Here is a 14,662-nt window from a genome sequence, read left to right as displayed (position 1 = left end):
GCCAGACCCTAATGCAACGCCCGCAACCCCGGAACGAAAGCGACGATCACCGGAAGTGCCGGTACCAGGGCGGCCGTTGCCGTCAGGCGGAGGCGCTGGGGGGCCGGAAGGCGGGGCGGGGCCGCGAGGAGGCGGTTGACGCGCTGGGGGAGCTGGGCGTGCGGGGTGGGAGAGGGGCCGAAGACTCCTCGGTCCTCGTTGAGGTCGACCAGGGCGAGGGCGGTGGTGACGCGGCCGAAGCGGCGGGAGGCGGTGTCGTCGGCGGCCAGTTCGACCAGGCGGTGCATCTCGTCGCGGAAGGCGGCGAACACCGGGACCTGGGGGAAGCCGCCGGCCAGGGCGGCGGAGCAGTGCAGCAGCCAGTCGTGGCGGAAGCGGGCGTGGTCCTGTTCGTGGGCGAGCAGGGCGTCCAGGCGGCTGCCCTTGAGGCGGCGGAGCGCGGCCGTGGTGACGACGAGCCGGGGCGTGGCACCGGGGAGCCAGTAGGCGTCCGGGCGGTCGCCCTCCAGGACCACCAGGCGTCCGCCAGGCTCCTCGCCCGGCAACACGGGCGCCCGCCGCAGGAGTTCGGTCCGGCTCACCCGTCGGCGGCGCCGCGCGCGCCGCACCTCGCCGGCCAGCATCGCCAGGGTCCACAGCCCTCCGCAGGCGAGCGTCACGGCGGTCGGCGCCGCCCAGGGACCCGCCGCGCCGAGGGCGTACGCCTCGACGACCCCGTGCGGGGCCCCGCTGAACAGATGCCCGCGCACCTCCTGCCAGGCCGCCGCCGCGCTCAGGGTCATCGACAGCCCGCAGCACAGCAGGACGGCGGCCACCACACACTGCCAGGCCCACAGCGCCACCACCGGCTCCCGGTCCGGCCAGTCGGCCCGGGCCAGCAGGCGCGGGGCGGCGACGGAGGTCAGGATGCCGAGCAGCAGCAGTGCCACGGGGACGTTCATGGGCAGCACCCTATGAGCACCGGACCACTCACCGGCGCCGAAGTGACGCAGGCAACTCCCAAGCGCCGCACGCCGCTTGAGGTGTCACATCGTCAGAAGCATCGCCAGCATGCCTATCCCCATCGACAGCCGGCACACCCGGGACAGCTCGGGCCGGTCGCCCCACCGCACCGAGCCGGGGCCGCCCCGTACGGTCACCGGCACCAGACGGGCGCCGGTCAGCAGGACGTAGCCGGTGAAGTAGAGCAGCAGCGCGCCCGTCAGCCAGGCCGGCCCGGAGCCGCCCCCGTGATGGTGGTGAGCCGGGGCCGCGGCCATCAGTACCGCCATGTACACCATCGCCGTACTGCCCAGCAGGTGGTGCAGATGGTGGGCGCTCTGCCGCGCCGACCACAGCGCGCGGAGCGCGGCCAGCCCGAAGACGGCGGCGTACAGCGGCCACACCCAGCGCGGCGGGGCGAACACCGCGGCCGGTACCGCCATCGCCGCCATCCCGAAGCCCATCAGCGCCTCGCCGCCCGCCGCGCGGCGCTGCTCCTCGACCCCGCTGCGCATCCGCAGCAGGCAGTAGGCGCCGGTCGCCGCGCACAGCGCGACCAGCAGCCAGGCCGGTGACACCGGTCCGTGCACGCGCAACCACCCCCGTTCGACGCCATGTCGAGGGATGCGATGCCCACGCCACGCGCAGCGCACGCGAGCGCAAGGGGGTGTACGGGGAGCGTTCGCCGGAGCACGGCGTGTGATCAGGGCGGATGCCGGACCGCGACAAATCTTTTACTGGTGAAATACCTGTTAAATTATACGTATGAGCAGCCGTCGCCTCCCCCTCACCCAGGCGCTCCGCCTCCAGGGACCCTCCGCCATCTGGTTCAAGCCCGCGCTCAGCGTGGTCGTGTCGACGGCCCCGCCCAACCTCCTCCTGCTGGCTCTCGGCCGCCTCGACCTCGCCCTCTACACGATGGCCGGCTCCCTCTGCGCGCTCTACGGCCACCAGCGCCCCTACGCGGCCCGCGCCCGCGTCCTCACCGGGGTCGTGCTCGGCATGACGGCCGGGCTCGCGGTCGCCCTGCTCGCCTCGGCGCTCGCCCCCGGCCCCGTCGTCCTGGTGCTCGTCGGCGCCCTGCTGGCCGCCGCGCAGAAGACGGTCTGCGAGTCCACCCGCGTCGGACCGCCCGGCAACGTGGTCGTCACCTTCATCAGCTCCGCCGCCCTTTTCATCCCGCAGACCCCCGGCCAGGTCCCCGCCCACCTCGGCCTCACTCTCGCCGCCGGAGCCTGGTCCTGGCTCGTCTGCATGGCCCCCGGAGTGCTCCGACCGCACGGGCCCGAGCGCCGGGCCGTCGCCGCGGCCCTCAACGCGGCCGCCGACCTCGCCGACCAGGGCCACGCGCCCGCCCACCCGGCCCTGCACACCGCCTGGCAGGCCCTCCGTTCCCCCGGCGTCCGCCCCGACACCACCCGGCGAGCCCTGGAGAACCTGCTGCTCAGCGCCGAGACCGCCGACGCCGACCCCGGCCGGCTGCGCGTCTGGGCCCAGGCCTTGCGCGGCACCGGACCGGTACCGCAAGCGGAAACCACCCACCCGGCCGTCCCGTACCCCCGCCACGCCCGCATCCCCTTCAAGCATCTGGCCCCCATAGCCAGCCGCACCGCCCTGGGCTGCGCGCTGGCCGGTCTGGCCGCCCTCTCCCTCGGCGTGGGACGCCCTTACTGGGCCCTGGTCACCGCCGCCTCCCTCTACCAGGCCAACGTCACCCTCACCTGGAACCGGAGCGTCCAGCGCGTCGTGGGCAACCTCCTGGGCGTGCTCCTCTTCGCCGCACTCACCCCGCTGACCCACCTCCACCCCGTCACGCTGGTCCTGTGCTGCCTGGCGTGCAGCTTCGGCGCGGAAGCGCTCATCGCCCGCAACTACTGGCTCGGCTCGGTCTGCGTGACCCCCATGGCCCTGCTCATCACCGAGTTCACCCACCTCCAGGACCCCGGCACGCTGATCACCCAGCGGGTGCTGGACACCCTGGTCGGTGCGCTGGCCGGGCTCGCCGCCGCCGTGCTGGTCACCAACCGGCGGGCCGGCGACCGCGTGCACGACGCCCTGACCGCCGTCGAGAACGCCGGCGCGCACACCGAGCACCTGCTGACCCACCCGGCGCCCCATGCCCTGCCGGCCGCCCGTCGCGCCCTCGCCCTGGCGCTCACCGACCTGCGGGCCACCACCGCCGCCGCGCAGGGGGAGTGGTGGCAGCGGCCCTTCCCCGCGGAACGCCTCGCGCTCGCCGAGCAGGCCGGACACCGTACGCTCGCGGCGGCGGTACGACACCGGGCAGTCGCACCCTTGAAGCAGGACCGACACGGCACCACGGAGGACACGCGGCCATGACGGACACGGGAAACCAGCACCCGAGGACGGACACCGTCGCCTCGGTCGTCCGGCAGTGGCATGCCGTGCACCCCTCGCTGGACACCGGGCCCATGGAGGTCATCGGCCGGATCAACCGCTGCGCCGCCCTCCTCCAGCAGGCCGAGGACGCCCCGCTGCGCCGGGCGGGGCTCAGCCGGGCGGAGTTCGACCTGCTCGGCGCGCTGCGCCGCACCGGGCACGAGCTGACGCCGGGGGAGCTGGCACGGGAGACCTTCTCCTCCGGCGCGGCCGTGACCAAGCGGGTCAAGCAGCTCACCGAGCGCGGACTGGTCGAGCGGCGCGGTGACACCCGTGACCGCCGCGTCTCCCACCTCCGCCTCACCGACGCCGGACGCGACCTGGTGGACGGCATCCTGCCCGAGCAACTCGCCTACGAGGAGGCGGTGTTGTCCGTACTGGCCCCCGCCGGCCAGGAGGAGCTGTCCGGTCTGCTCGCCGGCCTGCTCGACGGACTGGAGGGCCGGCTGGGCGCCCTGCGCGGCTGATGCCGCGGGTCAGATGCCCGGCCGGTACCGCAGTGGATGGTCCGCCGGGATCTCCACCAGCACGATCGGGATGCCGTCGGGGTCGGCGATCCACATCTCGATCAGCCCCCACGGCTCCCGGACCGGCGCCCGCCCGATCTCCACGCCCTCGGCCCGCAGCTCGTCGTGCGCGGCGGCCGCGTCCGGCACCTGGAGCCAGAGCCGCACCGACGGCGCGAGTGGCGTCGACGAGCGCCCGGAGAGTTCGAGGAAGCCGCCGCCCAGGAAGTAGACGGTCCCGCGCTCGGGCCCCTCCCCGAACTCGCGGTATACGGCGAGCCCCAGTTGTCCGCCGTAGAAGGCACGGGAACGCTCGGGGTCCGTGGGGCGGATGAGGGTCCGGCTGCCCAGTACATGCACCATGCGAGCGGAGCCTAGCGCCCGGCTAGGCTCGTCCCTGTTCAGCCGCGCCCCAGATCGGAGTACACCCCATGGACACCCCCTCCGGACCGACGTTCCGCGACGCCACCGACGCCGACGTGGACGACCTCGTCGCGCTCGTCGAGTCGGCGTACCGGGGGGACGCCAGCCGGGCCGGGTGGACCACCGAGGCGGACATCCTGGACGGGCAGCGCACCGATCCCGAGGGCGTGCGCCAGGTCATCAAGACGCCCGACAGCAGGCTGCTCGTGGTGGAGCGGGAGGGCCGGATCGTCGCCTGCTGCCAGCTCGAACACCGGGGCACGCACGCCTACTTCGGCATGTTCGCGGTGAGCCCCACCCTGCAGGGGGCAGGCCTCGGCAAAGCGGTCATGGCGGAGGCGGAGCGGCTGGCGCGGGCCGACTGGGGCGCCACCGAGATGCACATGACGGTGATCTCGGTCCGCGACGACCTGATCGGCTGGTACGAGCGCCGGGGCTATCGCCGTACGGGTGAGACGAGCCCGTTCCCGTACGGCGATGAGCGCTTCGGCATCCCGCGCCGCCCCGACCTGCGCTTCGAACTGCTGGTCAAGTCCCTGGTGTGACGGCGGGGCCGCCTACGCGGTGAAGCGGCCGGTGCGCTTGATGTCCGGGAGGTCGGTGGTCGCGCCGTCCAGCTGGAGGGCGCGCACCAGCCGCAGCTCGTCCTGGGTGTTCACCACCCAGGCGAAGACCCTCAGGCCCGCCGCGCGGGCCTTCTCCACGACCTCCAGCGTCAGCCTGCGGACGTCCAGGCAGAGGGTCGCCGCGCCGACCGCGACCGCGCGGTCCGCCACCTCGGGGCCGTAGTGCTCGGCCACCAGCGCGGTGCGCACCCCCGGCACCAGCCGGGAGATCTCGGCGAGCGCCTCGTCGTGGAAGGAGATGACCTCCACGCGGGAGACAAGGTCGCGCCGGAGCATCACCTCCGCCAGCGCCTTCGCGGCGGCCACGTCCTTGATCTCGGCCTGGATCGGCGCCCGGACCGCGTCCAGCACCTCCTCGAACACCGGCACCCGCTCGCCGAGCCCCGCGTCCAGGGCGCGCAGCTCCGGGAGAGTCTTCTCGGCGATCTGCCCGGTGCCGTCCGTGGTGCGGTCGACATCGGCGTCGTGCATGACGATCAGCGCACCGTCCTTGCTCAGGTGCAGATCGAGTTCGATCAGGTCCAGCCCGGCCTGCTCGGCGGCGGCGAAGGAACGGAGCGTGTTCTCGGGCTCGACACCCATGACCCCACGGTGCCCGATGGTAAGGAAGTTCAAGGTTCAACTCGCTTCCGTCGACGGCGGATCGGCTTTCGCGGACCCGACGGAGTGTCATCGTCCGCACGCCTGGCTCGCAGCCTAACGGCGATGCCCCACCTGGGCGATCGCGTAGTTCCCGGCGCGGCGCCGGCGGCTCTGTGGCCAAAAAGAGATGCTCGGTCACGCACCCGGACCGTCACCACACCGGCAGTGAAAGTGAGCGCGGTCACGGTTTGAGGCGGGAAAAACAGCGGTGACCATGCGGCCGTGCAGAATAATTTCCCGGCCCCCCTCTTGTTCGGCAAAACGGGGTATGCCTACGGTGTCCATACGCGAGGTTCTCCCGTGGAGGATGGGACATGACGGAAATTCTTGTGCAGGCCGGTCCGGAGGGACAGGTTCCTTCGCTGACCAGGGTGGTCGAGCACCCGGCGTGGCCCGTCCTCAAGGCCGCGGTGGAGCAGATTCGGCCATGGCAGTCGAAGGACGGTTCGATCGACTTCACGGCCGAGGGCGCCCCCGAGCGGGCCGAGGCGGGGGCGGCCGTGGGCCGGGTCGTGGACGCGGTGGAGCAGCTCTCCCCGCTGCTCCCGCACGACGCCGAGTACCACCGCGCACTGGTGGCCGACCTGCGCCGCTGGGCCGAGGGCGGCTTCGAGGTGCCGGACTTCCTGGACTCGCTGCTGGCCTTCCAGCCGGCGGCCAACCGTGCCGACGGTCTCCAGCACCTGGTCGTCTTCCCGATGTACACGCAGAACGGCAATCCCGACCGCAATCTCGAGGCGGTCGTGCTGCGCATGGTCTGGCCGGACTGGCTGGCCGAGCTGGAGCGCACCCGGTACGACAACCCGCTGTTCTGCGGCATCACCTTCGAGGACTTCACGGCCGGGTACGACACCAACTCCGCCGTCCTCTTCCCGGAGACCATCGCCGTCCGCGAGGCGCCGGAACGTTTCTCCTGGGGTGGCATCTTCTGCGACCGCGAGGCCGCCCGCTTCCGCCGGGTCACCGACGCCGCGGTCGGCATCCTGGGCCTGGAGCTGCCCGAGGACATCGCCGCGATGGTGCACGACCAGAAGCGCTGCGAAGAGGCGTTCGTGCTCTGGGACATGGTCCACGACCGCACCCACAGCCACGGCGACCTGCCGTTCGACCCGTTCATGATCAAGCAGCGCCAGCCGTTCTGGATGTACGGCCTGGAGGAGCTGCGCTGCGACCTCACCGCCTTCAAGGAGGCCGTGAAGCTGGAGGCGGACGGCGTCCCGCAGGCCCGTGACGTGCAGTACGCCGTGCTCTTCGACCGGATGTTCCGCTTCCCGGTCACCGGCGACCGCGTCCGCAACTACGACGGGCTCGGCGGGCAGCTCCTCTTCGCCTACCTGCACAAGCACGACGTGCTCCGCTGGACCGACAACAGACTCGCCATCGACTGGGAGCGCGCCCCGCAGGTCACCAACCAGCTCTGCGCCGACATCGAGCAGCTCTACCGCGACGGCATCGACCGCCCCAAGCTCGTCCACTGGTTCGCCGGGTACGAACTCGTCGCCTCCTACCTCTCCCCGCACCCGGGCTCCAAGTGGGCCAAGGGCCCCGACGCCCTCGACCTGAGCCTGCCCCCGCGCAAGCTGGTCGACGACGTGCTCCCGGACGAGTTTCCCCTGAGCATGTTCTACGAGGCGCTGGCCAAGAAGCTGAAGAATGTGATCGCCGAGACCAAGGGCATCACGGCGGACGGCGCCGAGCGGATCGCCGCGTGAGCGACCGCCGGGACAAGACGGCAGTGGGAGAAGGGAAGACGATGCAGAACGGGGCTCTTCGGGGCGCGGTGATCGCGGTCGCCGGTGCGGGCGGACCAGCAGGCCGGGCCACCTTGATCAGGCTCGCCGAGGCGGGCGCGACCGTGGTCGGCGCGGACAACGACCCCGCCCGGCTGGCGGAGGCCGTGGACGCGGCCCGCTACGCCAACGGCGGCGCCACGGTCACCGGTGAGACGGTCGACCTGCTCGACCTGGACTCCACCCGTGCCTGGGCCTCCGGCATCGAGAAGGAGTTCGGCCGCGTCGACGGCCTGGTCCACCTGGTCGGCGGCTGGCGCGGCGGCGCCAAGTTCGACGACACCGACCTCGCCGACTGGGACCTGCTGGAGAAACTGCTCGTCCGCACCGTCCAGCACACCTCGCTGGCCTTCTACGACGCCCTTCAGCGCGCCGGTGACGGCCGCTACCTGCTGATCAGCGCCGCCGGCGCGTCCAAGCCGACCGCGGGCAACGCCGCGTACTCCGCCGCCAAGGCCGCGGCCGAGGCGTGGACGCTGGCCATGGCCGACGGCTTCCGCAAGGCGGGGGGCGAGGACGGCCCGAAGGCCGCGGCTGCCATCCTGGTGGTGAAGGCGCTGGTGCACGACGCGATGCGCGCGGAGCGTCCCAACGCGAAGTTCGCGGGCTTCACGGACGTCAAGGAGCTGGCCGAGGCCATCGAGGGCGTCTGGGGCAGGCCCGCCGCCGAACTGAACGGAAACCGTCTGTGGCTGACCGAGAAGCCGTGAACCCTCCCAGGACCGACGCCCGTCGCCACCACGACCCGCAGGTCCGCGGTTTCGCCAGCGACAACTACGCCGGGGCGCACCCCGAGGTGCTCGCCGCCGTGGCCCTGGCCAACGGAGGCCACCAGGTCGCGTACGGCGAGGACGAGTACACCGAGAACCTCCAGCGGATCATCCGCAGCCACTTCGGCGCCACCGCCGAGGCGTTCCCGGTGTTCAACGGCACCGGGGCCAACGTCGTCTCGCTCCAGGCGGTCACCGACCGCTGGGGCGCGGTGATCTGCGCCGAGAGCGCGCACATCAACGTGGACGAGGGCGGTGCGCCCGAGCGGATGGGCGGGCTGAAGCTGCTCACCGTGCCCACCCCCGACGGCAAGCTCACCCCCGAGCTGATCGACCGGCAGGCGTTCGGCTGGGACGACGAGCACCGGGCCATGCCCCAGGTCGTCTCGATCACCCAGTCCACCGAGCTGGGCACCCTCTACACGCCCGACGAGATCCGCGCGATCTGCGAACACGCTCACGCGCGCGGCATGAAGGTGCACCTGGACGGTTCCCGGATATCCAACGCGGCCGCCTCCCTGAACGTCCCCATGCGGGCCTTCACCAACGCGGTCGGCGTCGACATCCTCTCGATGGGCGGGACGAAGAACGGCGCCCTGTTCGGCGAGGCGGTCGTCGTCATCAACCAGGACGCCGTCTCGCACATGAAGCATCTGCGCAAGCTGTCCATGCAGCTCGCGTCCAAGATGCGCTTCGTGTCGGTGCAGCTCGAGGCCCTGTTCGCCAAGGACCTCTGGCTGCGCAACGCCCGCCACGCCAACGAGATGGCCCAGCGGCTCGCCGAGGGCGTCCGCGCGGTGCACGGGGTGGAGATCCTGCACCCGGTGCAGGCCAACGGTGTCTTCGCCCGGCTCCCGCACGACGTGAGCGTCCGGCTGCAGAAGCGGTTCCGCTTCTACTTCTGGGACGAGGCGGCCGGTGACGTCCGCTGGATGTGCGCCTTCGACACCACCGAGGACGACGTCGACACCTTCGTGGCGGCGCTCAAGGAGGAGATGGCCCGCTGAGGGCCTGGCCGGTACATGCGAACGGCCCGGCCGGACGGTGAATCGTCCGGCCGGGCCGTCGTCGTCTCAGATGGCCTCGGCTGCGCGCAGCTGCTCGTTCGTCGGGGCCGTGCCGCCCAGGTGGGCGGGGAGCCACCAGGAGTCCTCGGCGCCCTTCGGGCGGGCCGGGTAGGCGCGCTGGGCGGCGTCCAGCAGCTCCTGGACCCGCTCGCGCAGCCGGCGGGTGATCGCGCCCGCGTACTGCTCGCGCGACGCCTCCAGCGCCTCGCCGACCCGCATGGTGACCGGGGTGTGGCTGCGCTTGAAGTTGCGCGGCTGGCCCTTGGTCCACAGCCGCTGGGTGCCCCACAGCGCCATCGGCACCAGCGGGACGCCCGCCTCCTGGGCCAGGCGCGCGGCACCGGTCTTGAAGCCCTTCAGCGTGAAGGACTGCGAGATCGTCGCCTCGGGGAACACCCCGACGATCTCCCCGGCGCGCAGCGACGCCAGCGCGTGCGCGTACGCCGTCTCGCCCTGCTCGCGGTCGACCGGGATGTGCTTCATGCCGCGCATCAGTGGACCGGACACCTTGTGCCGGAACACCGACTCCTTGGCCATGAAGCGCACCAGGCGCTTCTGCGGCAGCGCGGCCAGGCCGTTGAAGATGAAGTCCAGGTAGCTGATGTGATTGCTCACCAGCACGGCGCCACCGGAGCGCGGGATGTTCTCCGACCCCTGGCAGTCGATCTTGAGGTCCCAGACCTTGAACATCGTCTTGGCGAGACCGACGACGGGACGGTAGACCAGCTCTGCCATAAGCGGGGTGGTCCCTTTCTGCTCTGCTCGGGAAAGGGGCTCCCGGCGGGAAGTTACGGAGCCGTAGGTTTACGGCTCTCGCAGATCGTGCCCCAAGAACGGACGGGTGACCAGTCCTGGTGCCCGGTAACGGCGAGATCCTCGTCACGTCCGCCCTCGATCCACTCTTTCGGAGGCAGGGAATCCATTCGGCCCTCGATGTGCTGGTGTTGAGGACGGATCGGAAGAGCGGCGCCGCGGCGGCGGCAGGGTGGAGGACACAGGTGCGCGGGGCGGACGACGTACGGCGGCTGACGGCGGCCGAACTCGGCGGCGAACCGGGGGAGCGGGCCACCCTCGTGCAGTTCTCCTCCGCCTTCTGCGCGCCCTGCCGGGCCACCCGGCGCACGCTGGCCGAGGTCGCCCGGATGGTGCCCGGCGTCGCACACGTCGAGATCGACGCGGAGGCCCGGCTGGAACTCGTCCGCGAACTCGGCATCGTGAAGACCCCCACCGTGCTCGTCCTCGACGCGGACGGCGCGGTGGTGCGGCGCGCCCAGGGGCAGCCACGCAGGGCCGATGTCATCGCGGCGCTCGGCGAGGCCGTGGGCGGGCGGCACGATGGCTGAGCGCTCCCGGGCGCCCAGGCGGCGACTTGACTGCGCCCGCCGTCTGTCGTCAGCCTGGCCCGGTGCCGATCGAACACCTTCTCGCCGGACAGGTCGTCCCCAGCGGCCCGGTCCGCCTCGGGAGCGCCCGCTGCCGGGGTTGAACAGCACCGGACCCCACCAGCTCGCCCCCGTCAGCAGAAGGACGACCCCATGACGGCCACCTCCGGCCTCGGTTCCCGTCAGCCCGCCTCGCCGGACCTGCTGCGTTCCGTCTTCCGCCGGCACGCGGCGGGTGTCGCGGTGATCACCGCGCGCGGCGAGCACGGCCCGGTCGGCTTCACCGCCACCTCGCTCAGCTCCGTCTCCGCCGAGCCGCCGATGATCTCCTTCGGCATAGGTACCGGTGCGTCGAGCTGGCCCGCCATCGAGCGCACCGACCACGTCGGCGTGCACCTGCTCGCCGAGCACCAGAGCGACCTCGCCGCCACCTTCGCCCGCAGCGGCGCCGACCGCTTCGGGGCGTCCACCGCGTGGCGCGAGGGGCCCGAGCGGGTGCCCGTGCTGGACGACGTGCTCGCCTGGCTGGTCTGCCGGATCGTGGGGCGGGTACCGGCCGGGGACCACCGGATCGTGCTCGCCGAGGTGCTGCTCGGCGACCCGTCCGGCGACGGCCGTCCACTGCTCTATCACCAGGGACGCTTCAACGCCCTGCGGGACTGAGAGGGTTGGGCCCCGGCTCCGTGGAGCCGTCGAGTTCCGGTTACGCTGCGTTGCGAAGGTCACAGTTCAAAGCGCTTGCTTAGCGGGCAGGAACTGGGTGTACTGGCGAGTAATATTTTGGTCGGAGCGCGCGGACGCCCCGACCGCGATCGGCCGCTTGAGGCGCCTATGCTGCACTTCAAGAGGCAGCCCGGAAAAGACGATGCAGTAGGAGAGCCGGCGTGAGCTTGAGGATCGTTGTCACTGTGAAGTACGTGCCCGACGCCACTGGCGACCGGCACTTCGCCGATGACCTGACCGTCGACCGCGACGACGTGGACGGTCTGCTCTCCGAACTCGACGAGTACGCGGTGGAGCAGGCCCTGCAGATCGCGGAGGACGCGGACGACGCCGAGGTCACCGTGCTGACCGTCGGCCCCGAGGACGCGAAGGACGCGCTGCGCAAGGCCCTCTCGATGGGCGCCGACAAGGCGATCCACGTCGAGGACGACGACCTGCACGGCACCGACGTCATGGGCACCTCGCTGGTGCTGGCCAAGGCGATCGAGAAGGCCGGTTACGACCTGGTGATCTCCGGCATGGCCTCCACCGACGGCACCATGGGCGTCGTTCCCGCGCTGGTCGCCGAGCGTCTGGGCGTGCCGCAGGTGACGCTGCTCTCCGAGGTCTCGGTCGAGGACGGCACCGTCAAGGGCCGCCGTGACGGCGACGCCGCCTCCGAGCAGCTCGAGGCCTCCCTGCCGGCCGTGGTCTCCGTGACGGACCAGTCGGGCGAGGCGCGCTACCCGTCGTTCAAGGGCATCATGGCGGCCAAGAAGAAGCCGGTGGAGTCCTGGGACCTGTCCGACCTCGGCATCGAGGCGGAGGAGGTCGGTCTCGAGGGCGCGTGGACCAAGGTCGAGGCCGCGACCGAGCGCCCGGCGCGCACCGCGGGCACGATCGTCAAGGACGAGGGCGAGGGCGGCAAGCAGCTCGCCGAGTACCTCGCGGGCCAGAAGTTCATCTAAGGCTCCGCGCCCAGACCGCCCCTCAACTTCGTTACGCAGGAGAGCAATCCCATGGCTGAAGTCCTCGTCTACGTCGACCACGTGGACGGTGCCGTCCGCAAGCCCACCCTGGAGCTGCTGACGCTGGCCCGCCGCATCGGCGAGCCCGTCGCCGTCGCCCTGGGCAACGGCGCCGCCGACACCGTCGCCGCCCTCGCCGAGCACGGCGCGGTGAAGGTACTCACCGACGACGCGTCCGAGTACGCCGACTACCTGGTCGTCCCCAAGGTCGACGCGCTCCAGGCCGCCGTCGAGGCCGTCTCCCCGGCCGCCGTGCTGGTCCCGTCCTCCGCCGAGGGCAAGGAGATCGCCGCCCGTCTGGCGCTGCGCACCGGCTCCGGTCTGATCACCGACGCCGTCGACCTGGAGGCCGGGGCCGAGGGTCCCGTCGCCACCCAGTCGGTGTTCGCCGCGTCGTACACCACCAAGTCCCAGGTCACCAAGGGCACCCCGGTCATCACGGTCAAGCCGAACTCGGCCGCCGTGGAGGCCGCCCCGGCCGCCGGCGCGGCCGAGGCCCTGTCGGTGACCTTCTCCGACAAGGCGACCGGCACCAAGGTCACCGGCCGCACCCCGCGCGAGTCCACGGGCCGCCCGGAGCTGACCGAGGCCGCGATCGTGGTCTCCGGCGGCCGTGGCGTCAACGGCGCGGAGAACTTCGCGCTGATCGAGGCCCTCGCCGACTCGCTCGGTGCCGCCGTCGGCGCCTCGCGTGCCGCCGTCGACGCCGGCTGGTACCCGCACACCAACCAGGTCGGCCAGACCGGCAAGTCGGTCTCGCCGCAGCTCTACATCGCCAACGGTATCTCCGGTGCGATCCAGCACCGCGCCGGCATGCAGACCTCGAAGACGATCGTCGCGGTCAACAAGGACCCCGAGGCCCCGATCTTCGACCTGGTCGACTACGGCGTGGTCGGCGACCTCTTCGAGGTCGTCCCCCAGCTCACCGAGGAAGTCAAGAACCGCAAGGGCTGACCCCTCCGACGCTGCACGAGGCCCCCGGAACCCACACGGTCCCGGGGGCCTCGCCCTGTTGTTGACCCGCCGGATCGCCCTGGATACCGTCCCTCAACGGTTTGTTGAGGCCGGAGGATGCGGGATGGGTCGGCAGGAGCAAGTGAGGACGAGTCTCGGCGGCGAGGTCGGCAAGGAGGTCGACGGCCTTCTCGCGCCCGTCGACGCCGAGTTGGCGCTCCGGTACCCCGGCGATCCCGGCACGCGCCAGCCCGTGCACACCGTGTACGTGCCCGGTGACGTGTTCGGTGCGGGCACCGTGCGCGAATGGGGCGACCGGGCGCTGGCCGCGCTCGACGAACACGCCCCGGACGCGGGCTCGTTCGCGGCCGTGCTCGGGCTGGACGGGGAACTCGCCGGCCCGGTGTACGAGCGGGTCCGGGCCAAGCTGGAGCGGGAGCCCGTGGAAGACCTGCGGGTCGACTTCGAGGACGGGTACGGGCACCGGCCGGACGCCGAGGAGGACGAGGACGCGGCCCGGGCCGCCCGGCTCCTCGCCAAGGACGCGCCCCCGTACCTCGGTGTGCGGGTGAAGTGCATGGAGGCGGGGGTGCGCGAGCGGGGCATCCGGACGCTCGACGTCTTCCTCACCGGGCTGATGGCGGCAGGCGGCCTGCCCGAGGGGCTGAACCTGACGCTGCCGAAGGTGACGTACGCGGAGCAGGTCGCGGCGTTCGCCCGCGTGCTGGACGCCTTCGAGCGGACGCACGGGCTGAAGTCCGGGCGGCTCGGCTTCGAGATCCAGATCGAGACCAGCCAGGCGATCCTCGCCACGGACGGCACCGCCACGGTCGCCCGCATGATCCAGGCGGCCGGGGGCCGGGCCACCGGACTGCACTACGGCACCTTCGACTACAGCGCCGCCCTAGGGGTCTCCGCCGCCCACCAGGCACCCGACCACCCCGCCGCCGACCACGCCAAGGCGGTGATGCAGGTCGCGGCCGCCGGGACCGGCGTACGCGTCTCGGACGGCTCCACCAACGTGCTGCCGGTCGGCCCGGCCGAGCAGGTCCACGACGCCTGGCGGCTGCACCACCGGCTCACCCGCCGCGCCCTGGCCCGCGCCTATCACCAGGGCTGGGACATGCATCCCGGCCATCTGCCGACCCGGTACGCGGCCGTCTTCGCCTTCTACCGCGAGGGGTTCGCCCGGGCGGCGGCCCGGCTCGCGGCGTACACCGCGCGCACCCGGGGCGATGTGCTGGACGAGCCCGCCACCGCACGGGCGTTGAGCGGCTACCTGCTCAGGGGGCTGCACTGCGGCGCCCTGGACGGCGCGGAGGTGACAGCCGCGAGCGGGCTCGGCCGGGCCGAGCTGGAAGACCTGGCGGCGGCCCGGCCCCGGTAGTGCC

General features: G+C 72.2%; 16 protein-coding genes. 11 read left to right on the top strand and 5 right to left on the bottom strand.

Annotated features, from left to right (window positions below; translation table 11 throughout):
- Window positions 1–8: 8 nt before the first annotated feature.
- Both E5082_RS09965 and E5082_RS09960 read right to left on the bottom strand, forming a co-directional pair.
- A complete protein-coding gene (locus E5082_RS09965) occupies window positions 9–941 on the bottom strand; it encodes a M56 family metallopeptidase (RefSeq protein WP_135790920.1) in 933 nt (310 codons plus the stop codon).
- A gap of 84 nt (window positions 942–1,025) precedes the next feature.
- The gene (locus E5082_RS09960; RefSeq protein WP_135790919.1) at window positions 1,026–1,571 is read right to left on the bottom strand and encodes a DUF5134 domain-containing protein; all 546 of its coding nucleotides are present in this window, start codon (window positions 1,569–1,571) and stop codon (window positions 1,026–1,028) included.
- A 175-nt stretch (window positions 1,572–1,746) separates the two neighbouring features.
- Between E5082_RS09960 and E5082_RS09955 the strand changes: the two genes are divergently transcribed.
- Entirely contained in the window at window positions 1,747–3,321 is a 1,575-nt protein-coding gene (locus E5082_RS09955) for an FUSC family protein (RefSeq protein ID WP_190045235.1), read from the top strand.
- A complete protein-coding gene (locus E5082_RS09950; protein ID WP_135790917.1) occupies window positions 3,318–3,848 on the top strand; it encodes a MarR family winged helix-turn-helix transcriptional regulator in 531 nt (176 codons plus the stop codon). The genes E5082_RS09955 and E5082_RS09950 overlap by 4 nt, the downstream gene beginning before the upstream one ends.
- A gap of 9 nt (window positions 3,849–3,857) precedes the next feature.
- On the opposite strand, the gene E5082_RS09945 is transcribed toward E5082_RS09950, so the two are convergent.
- A complete protein-coding gene (locus tag E5082_RS09945; protein WP_135790916.1) occupies window positions 3,858–4,250 on the bottom strand; it encodes a VOC family protein in 393 nt (130 codons plus the stop codon).
- 68 nt (window positions 4,251–4,318) lie between these two features.
- Here E5082_RS09945 and E5082_RS09940 point away from each other — a divergent pair, with 68 nt between their 5' ends.
- Entirely contained in the window at window positions 4,319–4,855 is a 537-nt protein-coding gene (locus E5082_RS09940) for a GNAT family N-acetyltransferase (protein WP_135790915.1), read from the top strand.
- Window positions 4,856–4,867: 12 nt separating this feature from the next.
- Here the strand turns inward: E5082_RS09940 and E5082_RS09935 are convergent, their stop codons facing one another.
- On the bottom strand, window positions 4,868–5,551 hold the full coding sequence (locus E5082_RS09935; protein WP_135790914.1) for a glycerophosphodiester phosphodiesterase: 684 nt from the start codon (window positions 5,549–5,551) through the stop codon (window positions 4,868–4,870).
- Between the two features lie 341 nt (window positions 5,552–5,892).
- Here E5082_RS09935 and E5082_RS09930 point away from each other — a divergent pair, with 341 nt between their 5' ends.
- The 3 genes from E5082_RS09930 to E5082_RS09920 are packed head-to-tail and all read left to right on the top strand — an operon-like array spanning window position 5,893 to window position 9,145.
- The gene (locus E5082_RS09930; protein WP_135790913.1) at window positions 5,893–7,290 is read left to right on the top strand and encodes a DUF6421 family protein; all 1,398 of its coding nucleotides are present in this window, start codon (window positions 5,893–5,895) and stop codon (window positions 7,288–7,290) included.
- A 41-nt stretch (window positions 7,291–7,331) separates the two neighbouring features.
- Window positions 7,332–8,078 carry an SDR family oxidoreductase gene (locus E5082_RS09925; protein WP_135791213.1) on the top strand — a complete coding sequence of 249 codons (747 nt, stop codon included), beginning with the start codon at window positions 7,332–7,334 and terminating at the stop codon, window positions 8,076–8,078.
- The gene (locus E5082_RS09920) at window positions 8,075–9,145 is read left to right on the top strand and encodes a threonine aldolase family protein (protein WP_135790912.1); all 1,071 of its coding nucleotides are present in this window, start codon (window positions 8,075–8,077) and stop codon (window positions 9,143–9,145) included. Before E5082_RS09925 ends, E5082_RS09920 begins: the two co-directional genes overlap by 4 nt.
- A 66-nt stretch (window positions 9,146–9,211) precedes the next feature.
- Here E5082_RS09920 and E5082_RS09915 read toward each other — a convergent pair whose 3' ends face one another.
- The gene (locus E5082_RS09915) at window positions 9,212–9,940 is read right to left on the bottom strand and encodes a lysophospholipid acyltransferase family protein (protein ID WP_135790911.1); all 729 of its coding nucleotides are present in this window, start codon (window positions 9,938–9,940) and stop codon (window positions 9,212–9,214) included.
- Between the two features lie 203 nt (window positions 9,941–10,143).
- Here E5082_RS09915 and E5082_RS09910 point away from each other — a divergent pair, with 203 nt between their 5' ends.
- The 5 genes from E5082_RS09910 to E5082_RS09890 all read left to right on the top strand — a co-directional run bounded on the left by E5082_RS09910 (window position 10,144) and on the right by E5082_RS09890 (window position 14,658).
- A complete protein-coding gene (locus E5082_RS09910) occupies window positions 10,144–10,548 on the top strand; it encodes a TlpA family protein disulfide reductase (protein ID WP_229918802.1) in 405 nt (134 codons plus the stop codon).
- Between the two features lie 192 nt (window positions 10,549–10,740).
- Window positions 10,741–11,250 carry a flavin reductase family protein gene (locus E5082_RS09905; protein ID WP_135790909.1) on the top strand — a complete coding sequence of 170 codons (510 nt, stop codon included), beginning with the start codon at window positions 10,741–10,743 and terminating at the stop codon, window positions 11,248–11,250.
- A 221-nt stretch (window positions 11,251–11,471) separates the two neighbouring features.
- Window positions 11,472–12,257, top strand: a complete 786-nt coding sequence (locus E5082_RS09900; RefSeq protein WP_135790908.1) for an electron transfer flavoprotein subunit beta/FixA family protein — start codon at window positions 11,472–11,474, stop codon at window positions 12,255–12,257.
- A gap of 51 nt (window positions 12,258–12,308) precedes the next feature.
- Window positions 12,309–13,271: an electron transfer flavoprotein subunit alpha/FixB family protein gene (locus E5082_RS09895; RefSeq protein ID WP_135790907.1), complete on the top strand. Its 963-nt coding sequence runs from the start codon at window positions 12,309–12,311 to the stop codon at window positions 13,269–13,271.
- A 124-nt stretch (window positions 13,272–13,395) separates the two neighbouring features.
- Window positions 13,396–14,658: a DUF6986 family protein gene (locus E5082_RS09890; protein ID WP_135790906.1), complete on the top strand. Its 1,263-nt coding sequence runs from the start codon at window positions 13,396–13,398 to the stop codon at window positions 14,656–14,658.
- Window positions 14,659–14,662: the final 4 nt, after the last annotated feature.

The sequence above is a fragment of the Streptomyces griseoluteus genome (genome assembly GCF_004784465.1).
Lineage (GTDB): Bacteria > Actinomycetota > Actinomycetes > Streptomycetales > Streptomycetaceae > Streptomyces > Streptomyces griseoluteus.
Note: the sequence above shows the minus strand (reverse complement) of the source record. Positions and strands in the feature narration are given on the sequence as shown.